Below are 15,918 nucleotides of genomic sequence, written 5' to 3'. Positions count from 1 at the left end.
GGAGGACGCTTGCTTAGCGCATTTGGCCGGGCCTTTCGCACGCCTGATCTGCGACGCAAGTTGTTGTTCACGCTGGGAATCATCACCATATTCCGCTTGGGTGCTTTCATTCCCTCGCCAGGTGTGAACTACCAGAATGTCCAGCAATGCTTGCAGAACGGTCAGACCGCCGGCGGGCTGTACCAGCTCGTTAACCTCTTCAGCGGCGGTGCTCTGCTCCAGGTGTCCATCTTCGCCCTGGGCATCATGCCCTACATCACGGCGAGCATCATCGTCCAGCTGCTCCGGGTGGTCATTCCCCGGTTCCAGCAGCTCTACGAAGAGGGAGCGTCGGGCCAGTCCAAGCTGACCCAGTACACCCGCTACCTCACCATTGCGCTGGGCCTGCTCAACGCCACCACCCTGGTATCGCTGGCCCGCTCAGGGCAGTTGCTTCCCGGCTGCCAGCTGCCGATCATCCCGGACACCAGCATCATCACCACCATCCTGATCATCATCACGCTGACGGCCGGCACCGGCCTGATCATGTGGATGGGCGAGCTCGTCACGGAGAAGGGCGTGGGCAACGGCATGTCGCTGCTCATCTTCACCTCCATCGCCGCACAGTTCCCCACCTCGCTGGGTGCCATCTGGACTTCGCAGGGTCCCGGGACGTTCTTCATCGTCCTGGCCGTGGGCCTGCTCACCGTGGCACTGGTGGTCTTCGTGGAGCAGTCGCAGCGGCGCGTTCCCGTCCAGTACGCCAAGCGGATGATCGGCCGGCGCACCGTGGGCGGCACCAGCACCTACATTCCCATCAAAGTGAACATGGCCGGCGTCATTCCGGTGATCTTCGCTTCCTCCATGCTCTACCTTCCCGGGCTGATCGCTCAGTTCAACCAGCCCCGGAACGGCGAGTCAATGCAACCGTGGGTTGAGTGGATCAACAACAACCTCACCCGCGGTGACCACCCGATCTACATGGCGGTTTACTTCGTCCTGATCGTGTTCTTCACCTACTTCTACGTCGCGATTACCTTCAACCCTGAAGAAGTCTCAGACAACATGAAGAAGTACGGCGGCTTCATTCCAGGTATCCGCGCCGGCAGGCCGACCGCTGATTACCTGCAGTACGTGCTCTCACGGATCACCCTGCCCGGCGCCCTCTACCTGGGCTTCGTGGCTCTGATCCCGCTGGTGGCACTGGTACTGATCAACGCGAACCAGAACTTCCCGTTCGGTGGCACCTCGATCCTGATCATGGTGGGCGTTGGTTTGGAGACCGTAAAGCAGATTGATGCGCAGCTACAACAACGTCACTACGAAGGGCTTTTGCGATGACGAGAATGCTGATTATTGGACCTCCCGGTTCCGGAAAAGGAACGCAGGCAGAGCGGATTTCAGAACGCCTCGGCGTTGTGGCCATCTCTACCGGCGACATCTTCCGGGCCAACGTGAAGGGTGAGACCCCGCTGGGCCTCGAGGCCAAGAAGTACATGGACAACGGGGACTTCGTTCCGGACAGCGTGACCAACAAGATGGTCCGCGACCGCCTGGGCGAGTCCGACGTCGAAAACGGCTTCCTGCTGGACGGCTACCCGCGCACCACCGCGCAGGTGGACTACCTTGACGAGATCCTCGCCGATGGCGACGAGAAGCTCGACGTGGTCCTGCAGCTGACCGCAGATGACGAGGAACTGGTTCACCGGCTGCTCGGCCGGGCCAAGGAAACGGGCCGGAGCGACGACAACGAAGCCGTCATCCGCCACCGCCTGGACCTCTACCACGAGCAGACCGAAGCCGTGGTGGCCAAGTATGCCGAGCGCGGCATCCTCACCCAGGTTGACGGGATCGGCCCCATCGACGAAGTCACCAACCGCGTGATGCAGGCCATCAAGGCCGCACAGGCAGCCTGACCAAGGCGCCCGGTTTATTGAGGCTCCTCCCGGCATCCGGGAGGAGCCTCAGCCATTTGAAAGGAAACACCATGGCCTTCGGCCAGCCCCGGATCGAATTCAAGAACAACGCCCAGATGCGCACCATGCACGAGGCCGGCCTGGTCCTCAGCCGTGCACTGGATGCCGCCGTTGCCGCAGCGGTGCCTGGGGTCACCACCAAGCACCTCGACGACGTCTTCGCCGCCGTCCTCAACGAGGCGGGCGCCAAGTCCAACTTCCTGGGTTACCACGGCTTCCCGGCCACCATCTGCACATCGGTTAACGAGGAAGTGGTGCACGGCATCCCCGGCAGCCGGGTGCTGCAGGACGGTGACATCATCTCCATCGACGGCGGAGCGATCGTCAACGGCTGGCATTCGGATTCCGCCCGCACGGTCATCGTGGGAACCGCGGATCCTGAGGACCAGCGGCTTTCCGATGTCACGCAGGCCGCCATGTGGCGGGGGATCGCGGCGCTGGCCACTGGCACGCATGTGGGTGACATCGGCGCCGCCATCGACGACTACGTTTCGTCCGTTCCGGGCAAACCGCTGGGCATCCTGGAGGACTACGTGGGCCACGGCATCGGCTCCGAGATGCACATGGCACCGGACGTGTTGAATTACCGCACCAACCACCGCGGTCCCAGGATCAAGCCGGGCCTGTGCCTTGCCATTGAGCCCATGCTGGTGCGGGGCAGCATTGACACCGCAGTCTTGGACGACGACTGGACCGTGGTCACCACCGACGGCAAGCGCTCCTGCCAGTGGGAGCACTCGGTGGCCGTCCACGAAAAGGGCATCTGGGTGCTTTCAGCGCCCGACGGCGGCGCGGAGCACCTGGAGCCCCTCGGCGTCACCCCGGTGCCGATTCCGTAATCGAAGCGCAGATTCGCCTGCGACGCAGAAAATCCCTGCCGAGACCCGAATGCGGGTGTCGACAGGGATTTTGCGTATCGCCGGTGGATCTGCGCGTCGCGAGGCGTCAGGACTTCAGCTTCGGCTTCACGTCGCGGTCGTAGATGCTCTGCAGCGTGTTCTTCAGGTCCGTCATGGTGGACTTCACATCGCCCTGTTGGGTGAGGATCTTCGCGGCGGCCTTGGCCATTTCCTGGTCGGCGCCGGGCAGGAACACCCGGGCGTTGTCCTGGACCTTGGTTACGGCCAGCTGGTCCATGGCGGTCTTGATCTGCGGCGTCTTGGCCAGGACGGACGCCATGTCCGCGGACTTGCGGGTGGGCATGTAGCCGGTGGCCGCAGAGAACTCCGCGGTGCTCGCCGGCTGGGTGACGAAGTCCAGGAACTTTCCGGCCGCGAGCTGCTCTTCCTTGGTGATGCCGCTGGGAATACCCAGGCCGGCGCCGCCGGTGGGGCACACGTTTGACTGCGCCTTGGGCCCGCCCGGCAGGAAACCAACGCCCACGTTGAACTTGGCGGACTTCAGGATTCCCAGCAGCGAACCTGTGGAGGAGATGGTGGTGGATGTCAGGCCGGCAGAGAAGTCATCCGCGGCTTCCTTGGACGAGACGCCGGCCCACTTGTCCTTATAGATCGAATCCTGCGCCCACTGCAGCGCGGCCACGGACTCAGTGGAGTCGCACGTGATGTCCCATTCCTTGGACCAGCCGCCGCCCCAGCCCCACAGCATGTTCTGCAGTGTCCAGCCCGCGTACCCGGCGAGGGCGGGGTAGATGTAGGCGTACTGCGCGCCCGAGCTGGCCTTCAGCTTGGGCGCCCATTCAGCGAATTCATCCCAGGTCTTCGGCGCCCGGTCGGGAAGGCCGGCCGCCGCAAAATGGTCCTTGTTGTAGTAGAACAGCGGCGTTGAGCGGCCGTACGGCAGCGCCCACTGCTTGTTGTCGTACTTGTAGTCGTTCACCAGCGACTGCTGGAAATCGTCCATCCTCATGTCCAGCTGCTTGATCAGGCCATCCACGGGAATGATGCTGCCGTTGGTGTAGTAGCGGAACCACCAGACGTCGGACAGGACCACTACGCCCGGCAGGCCCGACTTTGCCGCCTGCGCGGTCTGGAACTTCTGGGCGATTTCCTCGTAGTTGGCTCCGGCGGTAACCAGGTTGACCGTGATGTCCGGGTTCTTGGCGTGGAATTTTTCGATCAGGCTTTTCTCCACATCCTGCGACTGGCCTGGGTGGCTGGACCAGAAGTCGATCTTGGCCGCCGGCTTCACGTCCTTGAAGTCGATCTCGGCCGCCTGGGAGGTAGCTTGGCCGCCGCCGGTTGTGGATGGTCCGCCGCATGCGGCAAGGGCGGCGGCAGAGGCGGATACCCCTGCCAGGCCCAGGAAATGCCTCCGGTCCAGGTGCAGTGTCATGACAGTTCCTTTCGGTTGGTGCCTTTGTAAGGGTTGGAAAGTACGACGGCGGCCGGCAGCTTAGCCGGTCACGCTGCCCTGGGTGAGGCCCGCAACGATGTAGCGCTGCAGGGCCGCGAAGATGATCAGGATGGGGACGATGACCAGGACTGCCCCGGCCATGAGGACACCCCAGCCGGCAGCATTGCTTTCGTTGTTCTGCAGCAGAGTGAGCCCCACGGGCAGGGTCATGGTTTCCGGGCGGTCCGTGATGATGAGGGGCCAGATGTAGTCATTCCATTCCGTCACGATGGTCACCAGTGCCACCGTGGCGATGGACGGTACCGAAACGGGAACCACGATCTGCCACAAACGGCGCCAATGGCCGGCACCGTCCATCTCGGCCGATTCCAGGATGGAAGCGGGAAGGGTGCGGAAGTGCTGGCGCAGCAGGAACGTGCCGAAGGCGGTGCCAAGGCCGGGGAGGATGATGCCCCAGAGGGTGTTCTTTCCGCCGATGCCCGCGATCAGGATGAAGTTGGGCAGGATGGACACCTGCGGCGGCACCATGAGGGCCACCAGGATCAGCAGGAAGATGAAGTTCCGGAACGGGAAGCGGACAAACACCAAAGCGTAGGCCGTCAGGATCGCCAGCAGTACCTTGATGGTGGCCCCGGCCAGCGTGACGATGGTGCTGTTCAGGAAGAACTGCCCAAACGGCACCGTGGTCATGGCGGTCCGGTAGTTCTCCAGGTTCAGGCTTTCCGGAAGGATTTTCAGGTCCGTGGTGACGATCTCGCCGGACTGCTTGAAGGAGCTCAGGACCATCCACAGCAGGGGCAGGAACACCACAAGGGTGGCCACGAGCAGCGGCAGGTAGCCGCCCACCACGGTGCGGATGAGGTTGCGGCGCGAGAAGGGGCGGTCTCGGTGAAGGCCCGGCTCCGGCCCGGCGATGGCGGGGGCTGTGGGGTCGGGGCTGACCGGGGACAGGGAGGTCACGAGTAATGCACCTTTCGTTCCACGAACCGCAACTGAAGCACGGTGATCACCAGGAGGATGGCGAACAGGACCACGGAAATGGCTGCCGAGTAGCCTGCCCTGTTGTAAGCGCCGAAGGCCTGCAGGTAGGCCTCATAGATCAGGGTGCTGGTGCCGGTGCCCAGGGGTGTCATGATCCGGATGAGGTCGAAGGCCTGCAGGGAACTGAGCATGGTGGTGATCAGGAGGAAGAACGTGGTGGGGGACAGCAGCGGCAGCGAGATGCTGGTGAAACGGCGGAATCCGTTGGCGCCGTCGAGGGATGCGGCCTCCATGACATCCTGCGGAAGGGACTGGAGCCCGGCGAGATACACCACGGCGCAGTAGCCCAGGTTCTTCCAGACGTACACCAGGATCACCATGACCAGCGAGAGCTGGGGGTCGTTGATCCACTGCGGGCTCTGCTGCCCGATGCCGCGCAGCAGCCAGGCCAGGACGCCGTAGCCGGGGTCGAAGATGAACAGCCAGACCAGGCCAACGCCGACGCCGGAGAGGACGTACGGTGCAAAGACGGCTGAACGGGCGAACGTGGTGCCACGGATCTTCGCGTTCAGGGCCAGCGCCACCAGCAGGCCCAAAACCATGGAACCACCCACCGTAACCAGCGTGAACACCGCGGTGGTCCCCAGGACTTTCGGCGCGTCATTGCTGCTGAAGAAGGTGACGTAGTTGGCGAAGCCAACCACCGTTGCGGTGGGGGAGCCCAGGGTCCAGTCCAGCGTGGAGTAATACATGTTGCTGAACAACGGACGGTAGGTGAAGACGGCGATCAGCACCAGGTTGGGCAGCGCCATGGCGAGGAAAACGAAGAAGTCCCGCCGGGTCCTCGCGGTCCACCGCCGCTTTGGGACTTTCGCCGAGCGGCCCGGAGGCCTCTTGGGTTTGGCGGCTGGGTGCGGGGCGAGTTGACGGGTCATGCGTGTCTCTCCCGGGTTGGGAGCCTGCTTGTGGCCGGCCCTGGCTTGATCTAGGCACTACTACACCAGACCGTCAGAGGGCTGAAACCCGCATATGCCCTTGTCAGGGGACTGTTATCCAAGGCTTCGTCGCCCGTTAACGCTGTGTTGAATGCAGTCTCGCACAAAGTTTCCCAATGCGGCAGGGGCACGCCTGCGGAGGGGAGAATAGGGGGATGGGAAGCATCACCGACGTTCCGGGCATCCGGGTAGGCCATGTCCAAAGGGACAGCGGGGGATGGCTGACCGGCGTCACTGTAGTCCTGCCGCCCCCGGGCACTGTGGGTTCGGTGGATGTCCAGGGAGGCGGGCCGGCCACCCACGAAACGGACGCCCTTGACCCCACCACCCTGGTCAGCACGGTGGACGCCGTAGTCCTCACCGGCGGCAGCGCCTACGGGCTGGCGTCCGCTGCCGGCGCCCAGCGCTGGTGCGAGGGCAACGGCAGGGGTTTCTCCGTTCCCGGCGGCGTCGTGCCCATCGTTCCCGCCGCCGCCATCTTCGACCTGGGCAGGGGCGGCGACTTCACAGCACGTCCGACGCCGGACATGGGCTACGCGGCAACGGCCGCCGCGGCGGCACAAAAGGAAGGGCACGACGTCGGACGCGGCAACGTCGGTGCGGGAACCGGGGCACTCCTTGGCAGGACCTATAAAGGCGGCGTCGGGACGGCTTCCATCACGCTCGAGAAGGGGGTGGTTGTCGGAGCCTTGGCCATAGTCAACGCACTAGGGCTGCCGACGGTAGAGCACTCTCTGCTCACGGAGTCAGCAGTTGGACCGCCCCTCAACACCACCCTTGTCGTCGTCGCCACCAACGCTGTCCTGGATGTTGCCGAATGCAAGCGGACTGCCTCTGCTTCCCACGCCGGAATTGCCCGGGCACTGAATCCTTCCCACACCCTGGCTGACGGGGACACCGTTTTCTGCCTGGCAACTGGTGGTGTGGCACTGGACCGCAGCGACGAAGCAGCCCGGCAGCTCAGCCTGATTACGCTGCAGAGTGCGGCAGCCGACGTCGTCCGTTCAGCCATCCTGGACGGGGTGGCCAGTGCTGAGGGCGTCAGCACTCCAGCGGGCGAATATGGTGCGTACCGCACCCCGTAGGCTACTATTGCCGATTTAACTTTTACCGCCCAAGAGGGTAGTGTTGTTTGTTGGTTGTCTGGACTGCCACGCCCTTTTGGGCCTGGAGCCGGCAATCGATCCAACAAAAACGTTCGTGGTCATGCCCGGTGCAATCCGGCGGGGCTGCGGCAACAACAGTTAGCGGAGGGTATGGCCAAGAAGGACGGGGTCATTGAGATCGAAGGCGTTGTGACCGAGGCGCTGCCTAACGCGATGTTTCGCGTTGAGCTCACCAACAAGCACATCGTTCTGGCACACATCTCTGGAAAGATGCGCCAGCACTACATCCGAATCCTCCCTGAGGACCGCGTAGTGGTGGAGCTGAGCCCGTACGACCTCACCCGTGGTCGTATCGTCTACCGCTACAAGTAAATTGCTGGGCGGCTTCAGCGCACGCTGACCGCCGCTCCAGTTGACCACACTGCTACACGCAAAGGAACGCCATGAAGGTCAAGCCGAGCGTCAAGCAGATCTGCGAAAAGTGCAAAGTGATCCGCCGTAATGGCCGGGTCATGGTGATCTGCGAGAACCCGCGCCACAAGCAGCGCCAGGGCTAATTTCCTTCCCTGAAGGAAATCCTGGGTTGCTAACCCACGCAAGTAAATAAAGGCAGCACAAGCTGACCTGGGACGTATGGAGCCCGGGCAGCTAACCCCCGGTCGGAGGCTGGGGCCGCACGGAACGTGCGGGTGTACTGCCTACGACCTCCGGTTTATCAAGGAGTACTGCCACTATGGCTCGTCTCGCTGGCGTAGACATTCCCCGCGAAAAGCGGCTGGAAATTGCGCTTACTTACATCTACGGCGTGGGCAAGACCCGTGCACACGAAACCCTGGCTGCCACGGGCATCAGCGCTGACGTTCGCGTCAAGGACCTGACCGATGCCCAGCTGGTTGAGCTGCGTGATTACATCGAAGGCAACTACAAGGTTGAGGGTGACCTTCGCCGCGAAGTAGCAGCTGATATCCGCCGCAAGGTTGAAATCGGCAGCTACGAAGGTATTCGCCACCGTAAGGGCCTCCCGGTCCGCGGGCAGCGTACCAAGACCAACGCCCGTACCCGCAAGGGTCCGAAGCGCACCGTCGCAGGCAAGAAGAAGGCCCGTTAAAATCCCCGCCCGGGATTTACGGACTTTCCCCAATAACTTTCTGTAGGAGAAAAAATGCCCCCGAAGACTCGTGGCGCGGTTCGCAAGCCGCGTAAGAAGGACAAGAAGAATATCGCGCTTGGCCAGGCGCACATCAAGAGCACCTTTAACAACACCATCGTTTCCATCACGGATCCCAACGGTGCTGTTATTTCCTGGGCTTCCTCCGGTGAGGTTGGCTTCAAGGGCTCGCGCAAGTCCACCCCGTTCGCTGCCCAGATGGCTGCCGAAGCCGCTGCCAAGCGTGCGCAGGAGCACGGCATGCGCAAGGTAGACGTTTTCGTCAAGGGACCGGGTTCCGGACGCGAAACCGCAATCCGTTCGCTGCAGGCCGCAGGCCTCGAGGTTGGCTCCATCCAGGACGTCACCCCCGCAGCGCACAACGGCTGCCGCCCGCCGAAGCGCCGCCGCGTCTAATTCTTTTCCGCAGCAGGAGCTTGCCCGGACCAGTGATGGTCCGGGCAAGCCCAGCGCGTTAAGTCTTCAGACCGAATTTCCACTACCTGTGTTGCGTCATATAGCGGATGCTCGCCGAAAGGAAACCTAAGTGCTCATTGCACAGCGCCCCACCCTCTCCGAAGAGGTAGTCTCCGAAAACCGTTCGCGTTTCATCATCGAACCGCTGGAACCGGGCTTCGGCTACACCCTCGGAAACTCCCTCCGCCGTACCCTGCTCTCCTCCATCCCCGGTGCTGCCGTAACCAGCATCCGGATCGATGGTGTGCTGCACGAGTTCACCACGGTTCCGGGTGTCAAGGAAGATGTCACCGAGATCATCCTTAACATCAAGAGCCTGTCGGTTTCCTCCGAGCACGACGAGCCTGTCGTGGCTTACCTGCGCAAGCAGGGCCCCGGAGTCGTCACCGCCGCGGACATCGCTCCGCCGGCCGGCGTCGAATTCCACAACCCGGATCTGCACATCGCCACGCTGAACTCGAAGGGCAAGTTCGAACTCGAACTGACCATCGAGCGCGGCCGCGGCTACGTTTCGGCAGCTCAGAACAAGTCCGGCGACGCAGAGATCGGCCGTATCCCGGTCGACTCCATCTACTCGCCGGTGCTGAAGGTTACTTTCCGCGTGGAAGCAACCCGTGTTGAGCAGCGCACCGACTTTGACAAGCTGATTGTCGACGTCGAGACCAAGCAGGCCATCGCCCCGCGCGATGCCGTTGCTTCCGCAGGCACCACCCTGGTGGAACTGTTCGGTCTGGCCCGTGAGCTGAACACCGCAGCTGAAGGTATCGAGATCGGCCCGTCGCCCACCGACGCTGCCCTGGCAGCCGACATGGCACTGCCGATCGAGGATCTGGACCTCACCGTCCGTTCCTACAACTGCCTCAAGCGTGAGGGCATCCACACCGTGGGTGAACTCGTTGCCCGCTCCGAGGCTGACCTGATGGACATCCGCAACTTCGGTGCAAAGTCCATTGACGAGGTCAAGGCAAAGCTGGTTGAACTGGGCCTGTCCCTCAAGGACTCGCCTCCCGGTTTTGACCTCGCAGCACGCGCCGCAGCAATCGAAGAGGACGACGCCGCCTTCGGCGACGACGAACTCTAAACCAGACCTTGGCCGGCGGGCAGCACCACGGTGTGCCGCCCACGGCTTCCACATGAGGAGAAACAATTATGCCTACCCCCACTAAGGGTCCGCGCCTCGGCGGCGGCCCGGCTCACGAGCGCCTCATGCTCGCGAACCTGGCAGCATCCCTGTTCGAGCACAAGCGGATCACCACCACGGTCACCAAGGCCAAGCGCCTGAAGCCGTACGCAGAGCGCCTGGTCACCTTCGCCAAGCGTGGCGACCTCGCGTCCCGCCGCCGCGTTCTCGGCCTGATCAGCAACAAGGGCATCGTCCACGAGCTGTTCACCGACATCGCGCAGGCTGTGGAGAACCGCGATGGCGGCTACACCCGCATCACCAAGATCGGCAACCGCAAGGGCGACAACGCTCCCATGGCTGTCATCGAGCTGGTCCTCGAGCCGGTTTCCGCCAAGCAGGCTGTTGTAGCCGAGGCTACGTCCGCTGCCAAGCGCGATGCCGACAAGAAGGAAGCCGCTGCTGCTCCCGTTGCAGAAGAAGCTCCTGAGACTGAAGCTGCTGAGGCTCCGGCCGCTGAGGAAGCTGCAACCGAAGAGGCTCCGGCCGCTGAGGAAGCTGCTGAAGCTCCGGCTGCCGAGGAGAAGGACGCGAAGTAATTCGCTGATTTTCTTCGCATAGACTTAGGTCTGTGAACCACCAAAAACCCGCGGCCCCCGTTCCAGGGGGCGGCGGGTTTTTGCGTATCCGGGTTGATCTTTCCTACGACGGCGGCCCGTTCAGCGGGTGGGCGCTGCAGCCGGGTCTGCGCACCGTCCAAGGCGTCCTGGAGGAAGCCCTGCATCTACTGGTCCGGCGGCCCATCCGTGTCACCGTTGCGGGACGGACCGATGCCGGGGTGCACGCCCGCGGCCAGGTGGTCCACCTGGACCTCACGGAAGACGAGTGGCAGGGACTGCCGCGCGGGCACGAACTGGATCCCGCCGTCGCCATGATGCGCAGGCTCCGCGGTGCGCTCAGCCGTGTCCTGGGCGACCTGACCGGCGCGGTGGAGGTGCACCGGATCTCGCTGGCGCCCGTGGGCTTTGACGCCCGCTTCTCCGCCCTCTGGCGCCGGTACAGCTACCGCATTGCCGTCGGGCCGGCCCGGTGGGACCCGCTGGAGCGGTACTTCACGTTATGGCACAAGAACCCGCTGGATGTGGCGCTCCTGAACGAGGCGGCGTCCAAGCTGCTGGGCCTTCAGAATTTCCTGTCCTTCTGCAAGCCGCGGGAAGGCGCCACCACCATCAGGGAACTCCAGCGCTTCGAGTTCCGGCGCGGCGAGGACGGCGTCATTGTGGCCACGGTCCAGGCTGATGCGTTCTGCCACAACATGGTGCGGGCACTCATCGGCTCCGCGCTGTATGTGGGTGAGGGCGTTGAGGAGCCGGGCTGGCTGTATGAGCGGCTCCTGCTGCAAAAGCGCGACGCCAAGTCGGTGCTGGCCGCCCCGCATCCGTTGGTGCTGGAGGAAGTGGCCTACCCGTCCGACGGCGAGCTGCTGGCCCGTGCGGAACTGACCCGCGCCCTCCGAGAACACTGACCCTCCCCACCCGTCCCCTAACCTCGCAAGCTCGGCCAGGGAACCCTCCGGGCGTGGGCCCACCCATCCATTGCTCCGTAGATGCCGTTATCAGGCCTCAAAACGGCATGTACGGAGCAATCGATGATCAGAAGGCGGGCGGCGGGCCCTCGGCCGGCAGCGTCACCGTGAACGTGCTGCCTCGCCCCTCACCGCTCTGGCAGGCGATGGTGCCGCCGTGGCGCTCCACTATCATCCGGGTAATCGAAAGACCCAGGCCGGCGCCCGGGATGGCGGCCTTTTGGGCGGACTCGGCGCGGAAGAAGCGGTTGAAGGCCCTCGCCGCGTCCTCGCCGGTCATGCCCATCCCGGTGTCCGTGACGCTCAGCCGAACCCACTGCCGGTCAGCGTCCGCGCTGATGCTGACCCTGCCGCCGTCGGGAGAGTACTTGATGGCGTTGGAGACCAGGTTGTCCAGCACCTGCCCAATCCGGAGCGGATCAGCGTAGGCCCACAGGGGCGAGGGGACGCTGGCGGCCATCTCCACGTGGGACCGTTGCGCCAAGGCCTGGGCCGAACTCAGGCTGGTCTCCACCAGGCTGGCAAGGTCGGTCCGCTTGGGGTGGACGTTCAGGGTGGTGGAGGCGGAGGCGGTCAGGTCGGCCACCAGGTCCAGCAGCCGTTCCGCGTTGCGCTGCACCACGAGCAGGCGCTGGGCCACTTGCGGGGGCAGGCTGCCGGCGTCGTCCAGCACCAGGTCTATGTTGCCGATGATTGAGTTCAGCGGATTCTTGAATTCGTGCGAAACGTTGGACACCAGCTCCTGGTTCGCGGCCAGGGATTCCACCCAGCCGGTGACGTCGCTGTACACCACCACAGCCCCGGTCAGCCGGCCGTCTTCGCCCACCAGCGGACGGGCAGCGGTGGAGACGGCGCGCTGGTCGGAGCCCTCTCCGGCCCACACCAGATAGTCGGCGAAGGACTCGCCCGCCATGGCCCGGTTGATGGGCCGCCGGTCATGGGGGAGCAGGGTGCGGCGGTCCTGGCCGAAGATGAGTTGGTGCCCCTGCCCGGGGATCGCCTCGTGCGCGCCGGTGGCGCGGCGGAAGTTGCGCTGGCGGCTGTTGGATACCAGGAAGTGGCCGGAACGGTCGACGGCGGCAATACCGACGTCGGTGGCGTCCAGTACCGTCTCCAGCAGCTTCTCCCGTTCCCGGCTTGCGGCCAGCAGGTCCCGGAGTTCACGGTCCTTGTTCGCGAGCTCGGCCTGCTGCTGCCGGAGACTCACGCTCGCGAAGCGGATGGCCAGGGAGACTGCGAGCATCATCACGGGGAAGAGAACAACTGTGGTGAGGTCCGAGGCTGTTACTGAGGGGAAGTGGCCCACAGCGGGAGGGACCATGATGAGGAACGGTCCCAGAAAGCTGAGCACCAGGCTGCTGCGCGCCAGCATGCCGGAGGCGGAGAGCCAGATGACCGGGAAAATCACCAGCACCGCCAGTCCCGGCAGGAGCGGTGCGGCGCCGTTGCGCAGGAACCCGATGGCCGCGAAGTCCAGCACGGGGATCAGCAGGTACGGGCGGTGTGACAGGCGTTCCCAGGGCACCAGGAAGCAGCCAAGGAACAAGACCGCGTGAAGGATAAGCCCGGCGACGTACAAGGGACTGTGCATCAGCGAGGGCCAGGCGAACGGGGTGGCCACGGCAATCGCCGCGACCATGAGGGTAAGGGGGAGTTGGCACAACGCCACCTGGGCGCGGGTTCCCAGCCGCCGGAAGATGCGGCCCGGGCCCCGGTGGAACAACGGCTCAGCCATGTTTCTGACTCGTACCCCTTTGCGTTCGGAAAGCAGGTGAGGCCAAGGTGCAGCAATTCCCCCGGTTACCTTGGTATCCACCCTTTCCTTTGAATATTGCACATGTCTTGTCATAATAATTGACTTTTCAATTTTCAGCGCCGATTCGGCTGTCATCAGCCCGGCTTACTAGTAGCGTATAAATGGTTGGAGCGGGATTGGCATTGGCGCTGGGCCAATGGGGGGCCATTTCCGCCTGGCGCAGGGATAGCAATGGACGATCTTGGTGTAGCTGTAGTCATCGAAGATGACGCCGATGTGCGCAACCTCCTTGAAGGTGTGTTGAGCCAGGCGGGCTTCGAGGTGCATACAGCAGTTGATGGGCGGGCCGGGGTTGAGGTGGTCCGCAGCAAGCAGGCCAACGTTGTGACGCTGGATATTGGCCTGCCCGATATTGATGGGTTTGAGGTTTTACGGCGGATCCGGAATTTCAGCAACGCTTACGTGGTGATGCTGACAGGTCGGACCGACGAACCGGACCTGTTGTCCGCCCTGAATGCAGGGGCGGATGACTACATCGCCAAACCCTTCAGGCCCAGGGAACTGCGGGCCAGGGTGGCAGCAATGATGCGCCGGCCCCGCCACGAGGTGACCGGGAGGAATACATCACAGTGGGGACAGGCCGCGGCTCCTGCCGCAGCACAGCCCGAGCCCGGGGTCCTGCAGCACAACGGGCTCCGGCTGAACCACCGGACACGCACCGTGGAAGTCAAAGGTGAGCCGCTGGGCCTGACCCGCAGTGAATTCGACCTGCTTCACGTGCTGCTCAAGGGCGGCGGTGCCGTGTGCACCCGGTCCGACCTAGTACGGGCGGTACGCGGTGATTTCTATGACCGGGACACGTACATCAGCGAGGCGGACGAGCGAGCCGTGGAGGTCCACGTGGGAAACCTGCGGCGCAAGCTCAAAGAGGACCCGATTTCCCCCCGCTGGCTGCAGACTGTCCGCGGGGTGGGATACCGGCTGGCGCCGCGGCGGCCTGACGATGCGTAGCTGCTAGCCCTTTTCCAGGATGTAGGTTGCCTGCAGCTCGGACACAGTCCGTGCCCCGTCCAGGGCCACACCGGCCATCAAGGCCTGGCCCTGGGCAAAGTCACCCTGCCGGATCAGGCCTTCCAGGAGTTCGGCGAGCCTGGCCAGCCGCAGCCCGCCAACCATGGCGGAGCTGATCTTGAGGCTGATGACGGCATCAAGGGCAAGGTCCTCGTCCCGGCTCTCCACTGCTGTTCCCAGCCGGGCGAGCCGCAGGTCCCACATGGCGGCGTAGTCACGGGCGAAACGCTGCGCCAGCCCGGATCCGGCCAGCTCATCTTCGAGTTCCTCCAGCACGGCGGCATCAACCAGCGGCAAGAGCGCGGCCTCTTCCAGCAAAGGGGCCGCGCCGGCGGCCGGAACGGGAGCGGCGGGCAAACCGACCCCGGACAGCGGGTAGTCCGCAGCGGGGCTCTTTCCGCTGGAACCGGGATCTGGACTGTTCATTGTTCAAGGCTACTTCCTGGAAATCCTTCGGTGTCCTGTTTCTTCTCATTCTGTGTAAACCTTGAGGCAACCTTGCCGCCGCACTGAGTATCTTTACTGGCCGCTGAAAGTGACAATGATGTTGATAACTGCGGGACCCAGAATCGCGATGAAGAGTACGGGAAAGATGAAGAAGAGTAGCGGGAAAAGGATCATCACCGGCAGTTTCATGGCTTTCTCCTCGGCACGCTGGCGGCGTTTTACCCTCATGACCTTTGCCTGGATCCGCAGTACCCGGCTGATGGCAATACCGTAGGTGTCTGCCTGGATCACCGCCTGGACAAAGCTCCTCAGCTCCGGGATGCTGGTCCGCTCGGCCAGAGCCTGGTACGATTCCCGGCGGCTTCGTCCAACCTGCATGTCCTGCAAGGTACGGACCAGTTCCTCTGCGAGCGGTCCCTTGCCATTTTCCCCGGCCCGGGCCATGGCGCCCTCGAAGCCAAGCCCCGCCTCCACCGAGATCAGCATCTGGTCAAGGGTATTGGCCAGTTCCAGCTGCATGGCCTTCTGGCGCTCCTTGCCTTTGCTGTAAAGCAGGAGGTCCGGGATGAAGTAGCCCAGGATGAGGAGAAACAGGCCTGCCAGTTTCATGATGGGCGTACTGCCGACGGCACTCAGGTAGAGGCCGAGGGACGCGCCGGCCACGCCGAGGGCTATCTTCGCGCCAAGAACCTTTTCGAGGGGCATGGACAGCGGCCTGCCAGCGAGTGACAGCAAACGATCGAGCTTTCGGACATAAGCCGGGGGAGTCAGGCGGTAACCGACCCCTGCCAGGAAGCCCCCGGACTGTTTCTCCTCTGCTTCGGCAGTTTGTCGCCCTCGGGTGAGAATGGCGACGGTGGCAGTCCGCGCCTTCCTGTCGACGGACAGGATGGACCAGGCAAGGAAGCCGATGGGAACGGAAACCAGCAGGAGCGAGGAAATTACGAGAGGGCTCATGGCGG

The 15,918-nt window shown here is 63.6% G+C and carries 18 protein-coding genes; 12 read left to right on the top strand and 6 right to left on the bottom strand.

Features of this window, described 5'->3' with window-relative positions:
• The first annotated feature begins 9 nt into the window (after positions 1-9).
• From secY to map, 3 genes are all read left to right on the top strand, one after another.
• Positions 10-1,320: a preprotein translocase subunit SecY gene (gene secY, locus FBY33_RS19250; protein ID WP_142032005.1), complete on the top strand. Its 1,311-nt coding sequence runs from the start codon at positions 10-12 to the stop codon at positions 1,318-1,320.
• A 5-nt stretch (positions 1,321-1,325) separates the two neighbouring features.
• Positions 1,326-1,895 carry an adenylate kinase gene (locus FBY33_RS19245; protein WP_200830555.1) on the top strand — a complete coding sequence of 190 codons (570 nt, stop codon included), beginning with the start codon at positions 1,326-1,328 and terminating at the stop codon, positions 1,893-1,895.
• Between the two features lie 71 nt (positions 1,896-1,966).
• Complete coding sequence (gene map / locus FBY33_RS19240; RefSeq protein WP_142032003.1) at positions 1,967-2,794, top strand: type I methionyl aminopeptidase; 828 nt, start codon at positions 1,967-1,969, stop codon at positions 2,792-2,794.
• A gap of 106 nt (positions 2,795-2,900) precedes the next feature.
• Here map and FBY33_RS19235 read toward each other — a convergent pair whose 3' ends face one another.
• Genes FBY33_RS19235 through FBY33_RS19225 form a run of 3 tightly spaced genes read right to left on the bottom strand, consistent with a single transcriptional unit; the run spans position 2,901 to position 6,187 of the window.
• Entirely contained in the window at positions 2,901-4,250 is a 1,350-nt protein-coding gene (locus tag FBY33_RS19235; protein ID WP_142032001.1) for an ABC transporter substrate-binding protein, read from the bottom strand.
• Positions 4,251-4,310: 60 nt separating this feature from the next.
• A complete protein-coding gene (locus FBY33_RS19230; protein ID WP_235010677.1) occupies positions 4,311-5,186 on the bottom strand; it encodes a carbohydrate ABC transporter permease in 876 nt (291 codons plus the stop codon).
• A 41-nt stretch (positions 5,187-5,227) separates the two neighbouring features.
• Complete coding sequence (locus tag FBY33_RS19225) at positions 5,228-6,187, bottom strand: carbohydrate ABC transporter permease (RefSeq protein ID WP_200831424.1); 960 nt, start codon at positions 6,185-6,187, stop codon at positions 5,228-5,230.
• A gap of 215 nt (positions 6,188-6,402) precedes the next feature.
• On the opposite strand from FBY33_RS19225, the gene FBY33_RS19220 reads away from it, so the two are divergent.
• From FBY33_RS19220 to FBY33_RS19185, 8 genes are all read left to right on the top strand, one after another.
• Positions 6,403-7,332, top strand: a complete 930-nt coding sequence (locus FBY33_RS19220; RefSeq protein WP_142031998.1) for a P1 family peptidase — start codon at positions 6,403-6,405, stop codon at positions 7,330-7,332.
• A 171-nt stretch (positions 7,333-7,503) separates the two neighbouring features.
• Positions 7,504-7,725: a translation initiation factor IF-1 gene (infA, locus tag FBY33_RS19215; protein WP_009358723.1), complete on the top strand. Its 222-nt coding sequence runs from the start codon at positions 7,504-7,506 to the stop codon at positions 7,723-7,725.
• 71 nt (positions 7,726-7,796) lie between these two features.
• A complete protein-coding gene (gene rpmJ / locus FBY33_RS19210; RefSeq protein ID WP_009358722.1) occupies positions 7,797-7,910 on the top strand; it encodes a 50S ribosomal protein L36 in 114 nt (37 codons plus the stop codon).
• Between the two features lie 176 nt (positions 7,911-8,086).
• Positions 8,087-8,461, top strand: coding sequence for a 30S ribosomal protein S13 (rpsM, locus tag FBY33_RS19205; RefSeq protein WP_028275004.1), 375 nt, complete (start codon positions 8,087-8,089; stop codon positions 8,459-8,461).
• Between the two features lie 54 nt (positions 8,462-8,515).
• Positions 8,516-8,917, top strand: coding sequence for a 30S ribosomal protein S11 (gene rpsK, locus FBY33_RS19200; RefSeq protein ID WP_018769149.1), 402 nt, complete (start codon positions 8,516-8,518; stop codon positions 8,915-8,917).
• Between the two features lie 130 nt (positions 8,918-9,047).
• Positions 9,048-10,058 (top strand): DNA-directed RNA polymerase subunit alpha, encoded by a 1,011-nt coding sequence (locus FBY33_RS19195; protein WP_013601812.1) that lies wholly within the window; start codon positions 9,048-9,050, stop codon positions 10,056-10,058.
• A gap of 68 nt (positions 10,059-10,126) precedes the next feature.
• Positions 10,127-10,696 (top strand): 50S ribosomal protein L17, encoded by a 570-nt coding sequence (rplQ, locus tag FBY33_RS19190; RefSeq protein ID WP_142031996.1) that lies wholly within the window; start codon positions 10,127-10,129, stop codon positions 10,694-10,696.
• Positions 10,697-10,728: 32 nt separating this feature from the next.
• A complete protein-coding gene (locus FBY33_RS19185; protein ID WP_142031995.1) occupies positions 10,729-11,622 on the top strand; it encodes a tRNA pseudouridine synthase A in 894 nt (297 codons plus the stop codon).
• 127 nt (positions 11,623-11,749) lie between these two features.
• Here the strand turns inward: FBY33_RS19185 and FBY33_RS19180 are convergent, their stop codons facing one another.
• A complete protein-coding gene (locus tag FBY33_RS19180) occupies positions 11,750-13,417 on the bottom strand; it encodes an ATP-binding protein (RefSeq protein WP_142031993.1) in 1,668 nt (555 codons plus the stop codon).
• Between the two features lie 252 nt (positions 13,418-13,669).
• Here FBY33_RS19180 and FBY33_RS19175 point away from each other — a divergent pair, with 252 nt between their 5' ends.
• Positions 13,670-14,449: a response regulator transcription factor gene (locus tag FBY33_RS19175; RefSeq protein ID WP_142031991.1), complete on the top strand. Its 780-nt coding sequence runs from the start codon at positions 13,670-13,672 to the stop codon at positions 14,447-14,449.
• 3 nt (positions 14,450-14,452) lie between these two features.
• Here the strand turns inward: FBY33_RS19175 and FBY33_RS19170 are convergent, their stop codons facing one another.
• Both FBY33_RS19170 and FBY33_RS19165 read right to left on the bottom strand, forming a co-directional pair.
• The gene (locus FBY33_RS19170; protein WP_142031989.1) at positions 14,453-14,935 is read right to left on the bottom strand and encodes an Hpt domain-containing protein; all 483 of its coding nucleotides are present in this window, start codon (positions 14,933-14,935) and stop codon (positions 14,453-14,455) included.
• 93 nt (positions 14,936-15,028) lie between these two features.
• Positions 15,029-15,913 carry a type II secretion system F family protein gene (locus FBY33_RS19165; protein WP_142031988.1) on the bottom strand — a complete coding sequence of 295 codons (885 nt, stop codon included), beginning with the start codon at positions 15,911-15,913 and terminating at the stop codon, positions 15,029-15,031.
• Positions 15,914-15,918: the final 5 nt, after the last annotated feature.

It is taken from the genome of Arthrobacter sp. SLBN-112 (assembly GCF_006715225.1).
Lineage (GTDB): Bacteria > Actinomycetota > Actinomycetes > Actinomycetales > Micrococcaceae > Arthrobacter.
This window is presented reverse-complemented; position numbering and strand designations above follow the sequence as displayed.

Bases quoted from the DNA above. Each gene is read 5' to 3' on its own strand.
- infA (WP_009358723.1), top strand. From the start codon at position 7,504: ATGGCCAAGAAGGACGGGGTCATTGAGATCGAAGGCGTTGTGACCGAG.
- FBY33_RS19175 (WP_142031991.1), top strand. From the start codon at position 13,670: ATGGACGATCTTGGTGTAGCTGTAGTCATCGAAGATGACGCCGATGTG.
- rpsM (WP_028275004.1), top strand. From the start codon at position 8,087: ATGGCTCGTCTCGCTGGCGTAGACATTCCCCGCGAAAAGCGGCTGGAA.
- FBY33_RS19180 (WP_142031993.1), bottom strand. From the start codon at position 13,417: ATGGCTGAGCCGTTGTTCCACCGGGGCCCGGGCCGCATCTTCCGGCGG.
- rplQ (WP_142031996.1), top strand. From the start codon at position 10,127: ATGCCTACCCCCACTAAGGGTCCGCGCCTCGGCGGCGGCCCGGCTCAC.
- FBY33_RS19220 (WP_142031998.1), top strand. From the start codon at position 6,403: ATGGGAAGCATCACCGACGTTCCGGGCATCCGGGTAGGCCATGTCCAA.
- FBY33_RS19235 (WP_142032001.1), bottom strand. From the start codon at position 4,250: ATGACACTGCACCTGGACCGGAGGCATTTCCTGGGCCTGGCAGGGGTA.
- rpsK (WP_018769149.1), top strand. From the start codon at position 8,516: ATGCCCCCGAAGACTCGTGGCGCGGTTCGCAAGCCGCGTAAGAAGGAC.
- FBY33_RS19170 (WP_142031989.1), bottom strand. From the start codon at position 14,935: ATGAACAGTCCAGATCCCGGTTCCAGCGGAAAGAGCCCCGCTGCGGAC.
- FBY33_RS19225 (WP_200831424.1), bottom strand. From the start codon at position 6,187: ATGACCCGTCAACTCGCCCCGCACCCAGCCGCCAAACCCAAGAGGCCT.
- rpmJ (WP_009358722.1), top strand. From the start codon at position 7,797: ATGAAGGTCAAGCCGAGCGTCAAGCAGATCTGCGAAAAGTGCAAAGTG.
- FBY33_RS19245 (WP_200830555.1), top strand. From the start codon at position 1,326: ATGCTGATTATTGGACCTCCCGGTTCCGGAAAAGGAACGCAGGCAGAG.
- FBY33_RS19165 (WP_142031988.1), bottom strand. From the start codon at position 15,913: ATGAGCCCTCTCGTAATTTCCTCGCTCCTGCTGGTTTCCGTTCCCATC.
- map (WP_142032003.1), top strand. From the start codon at position 1,967: ATGGCCTTCGGCCAGCCCCGGATCGAATTCAAGAACAACGCCCAGATG.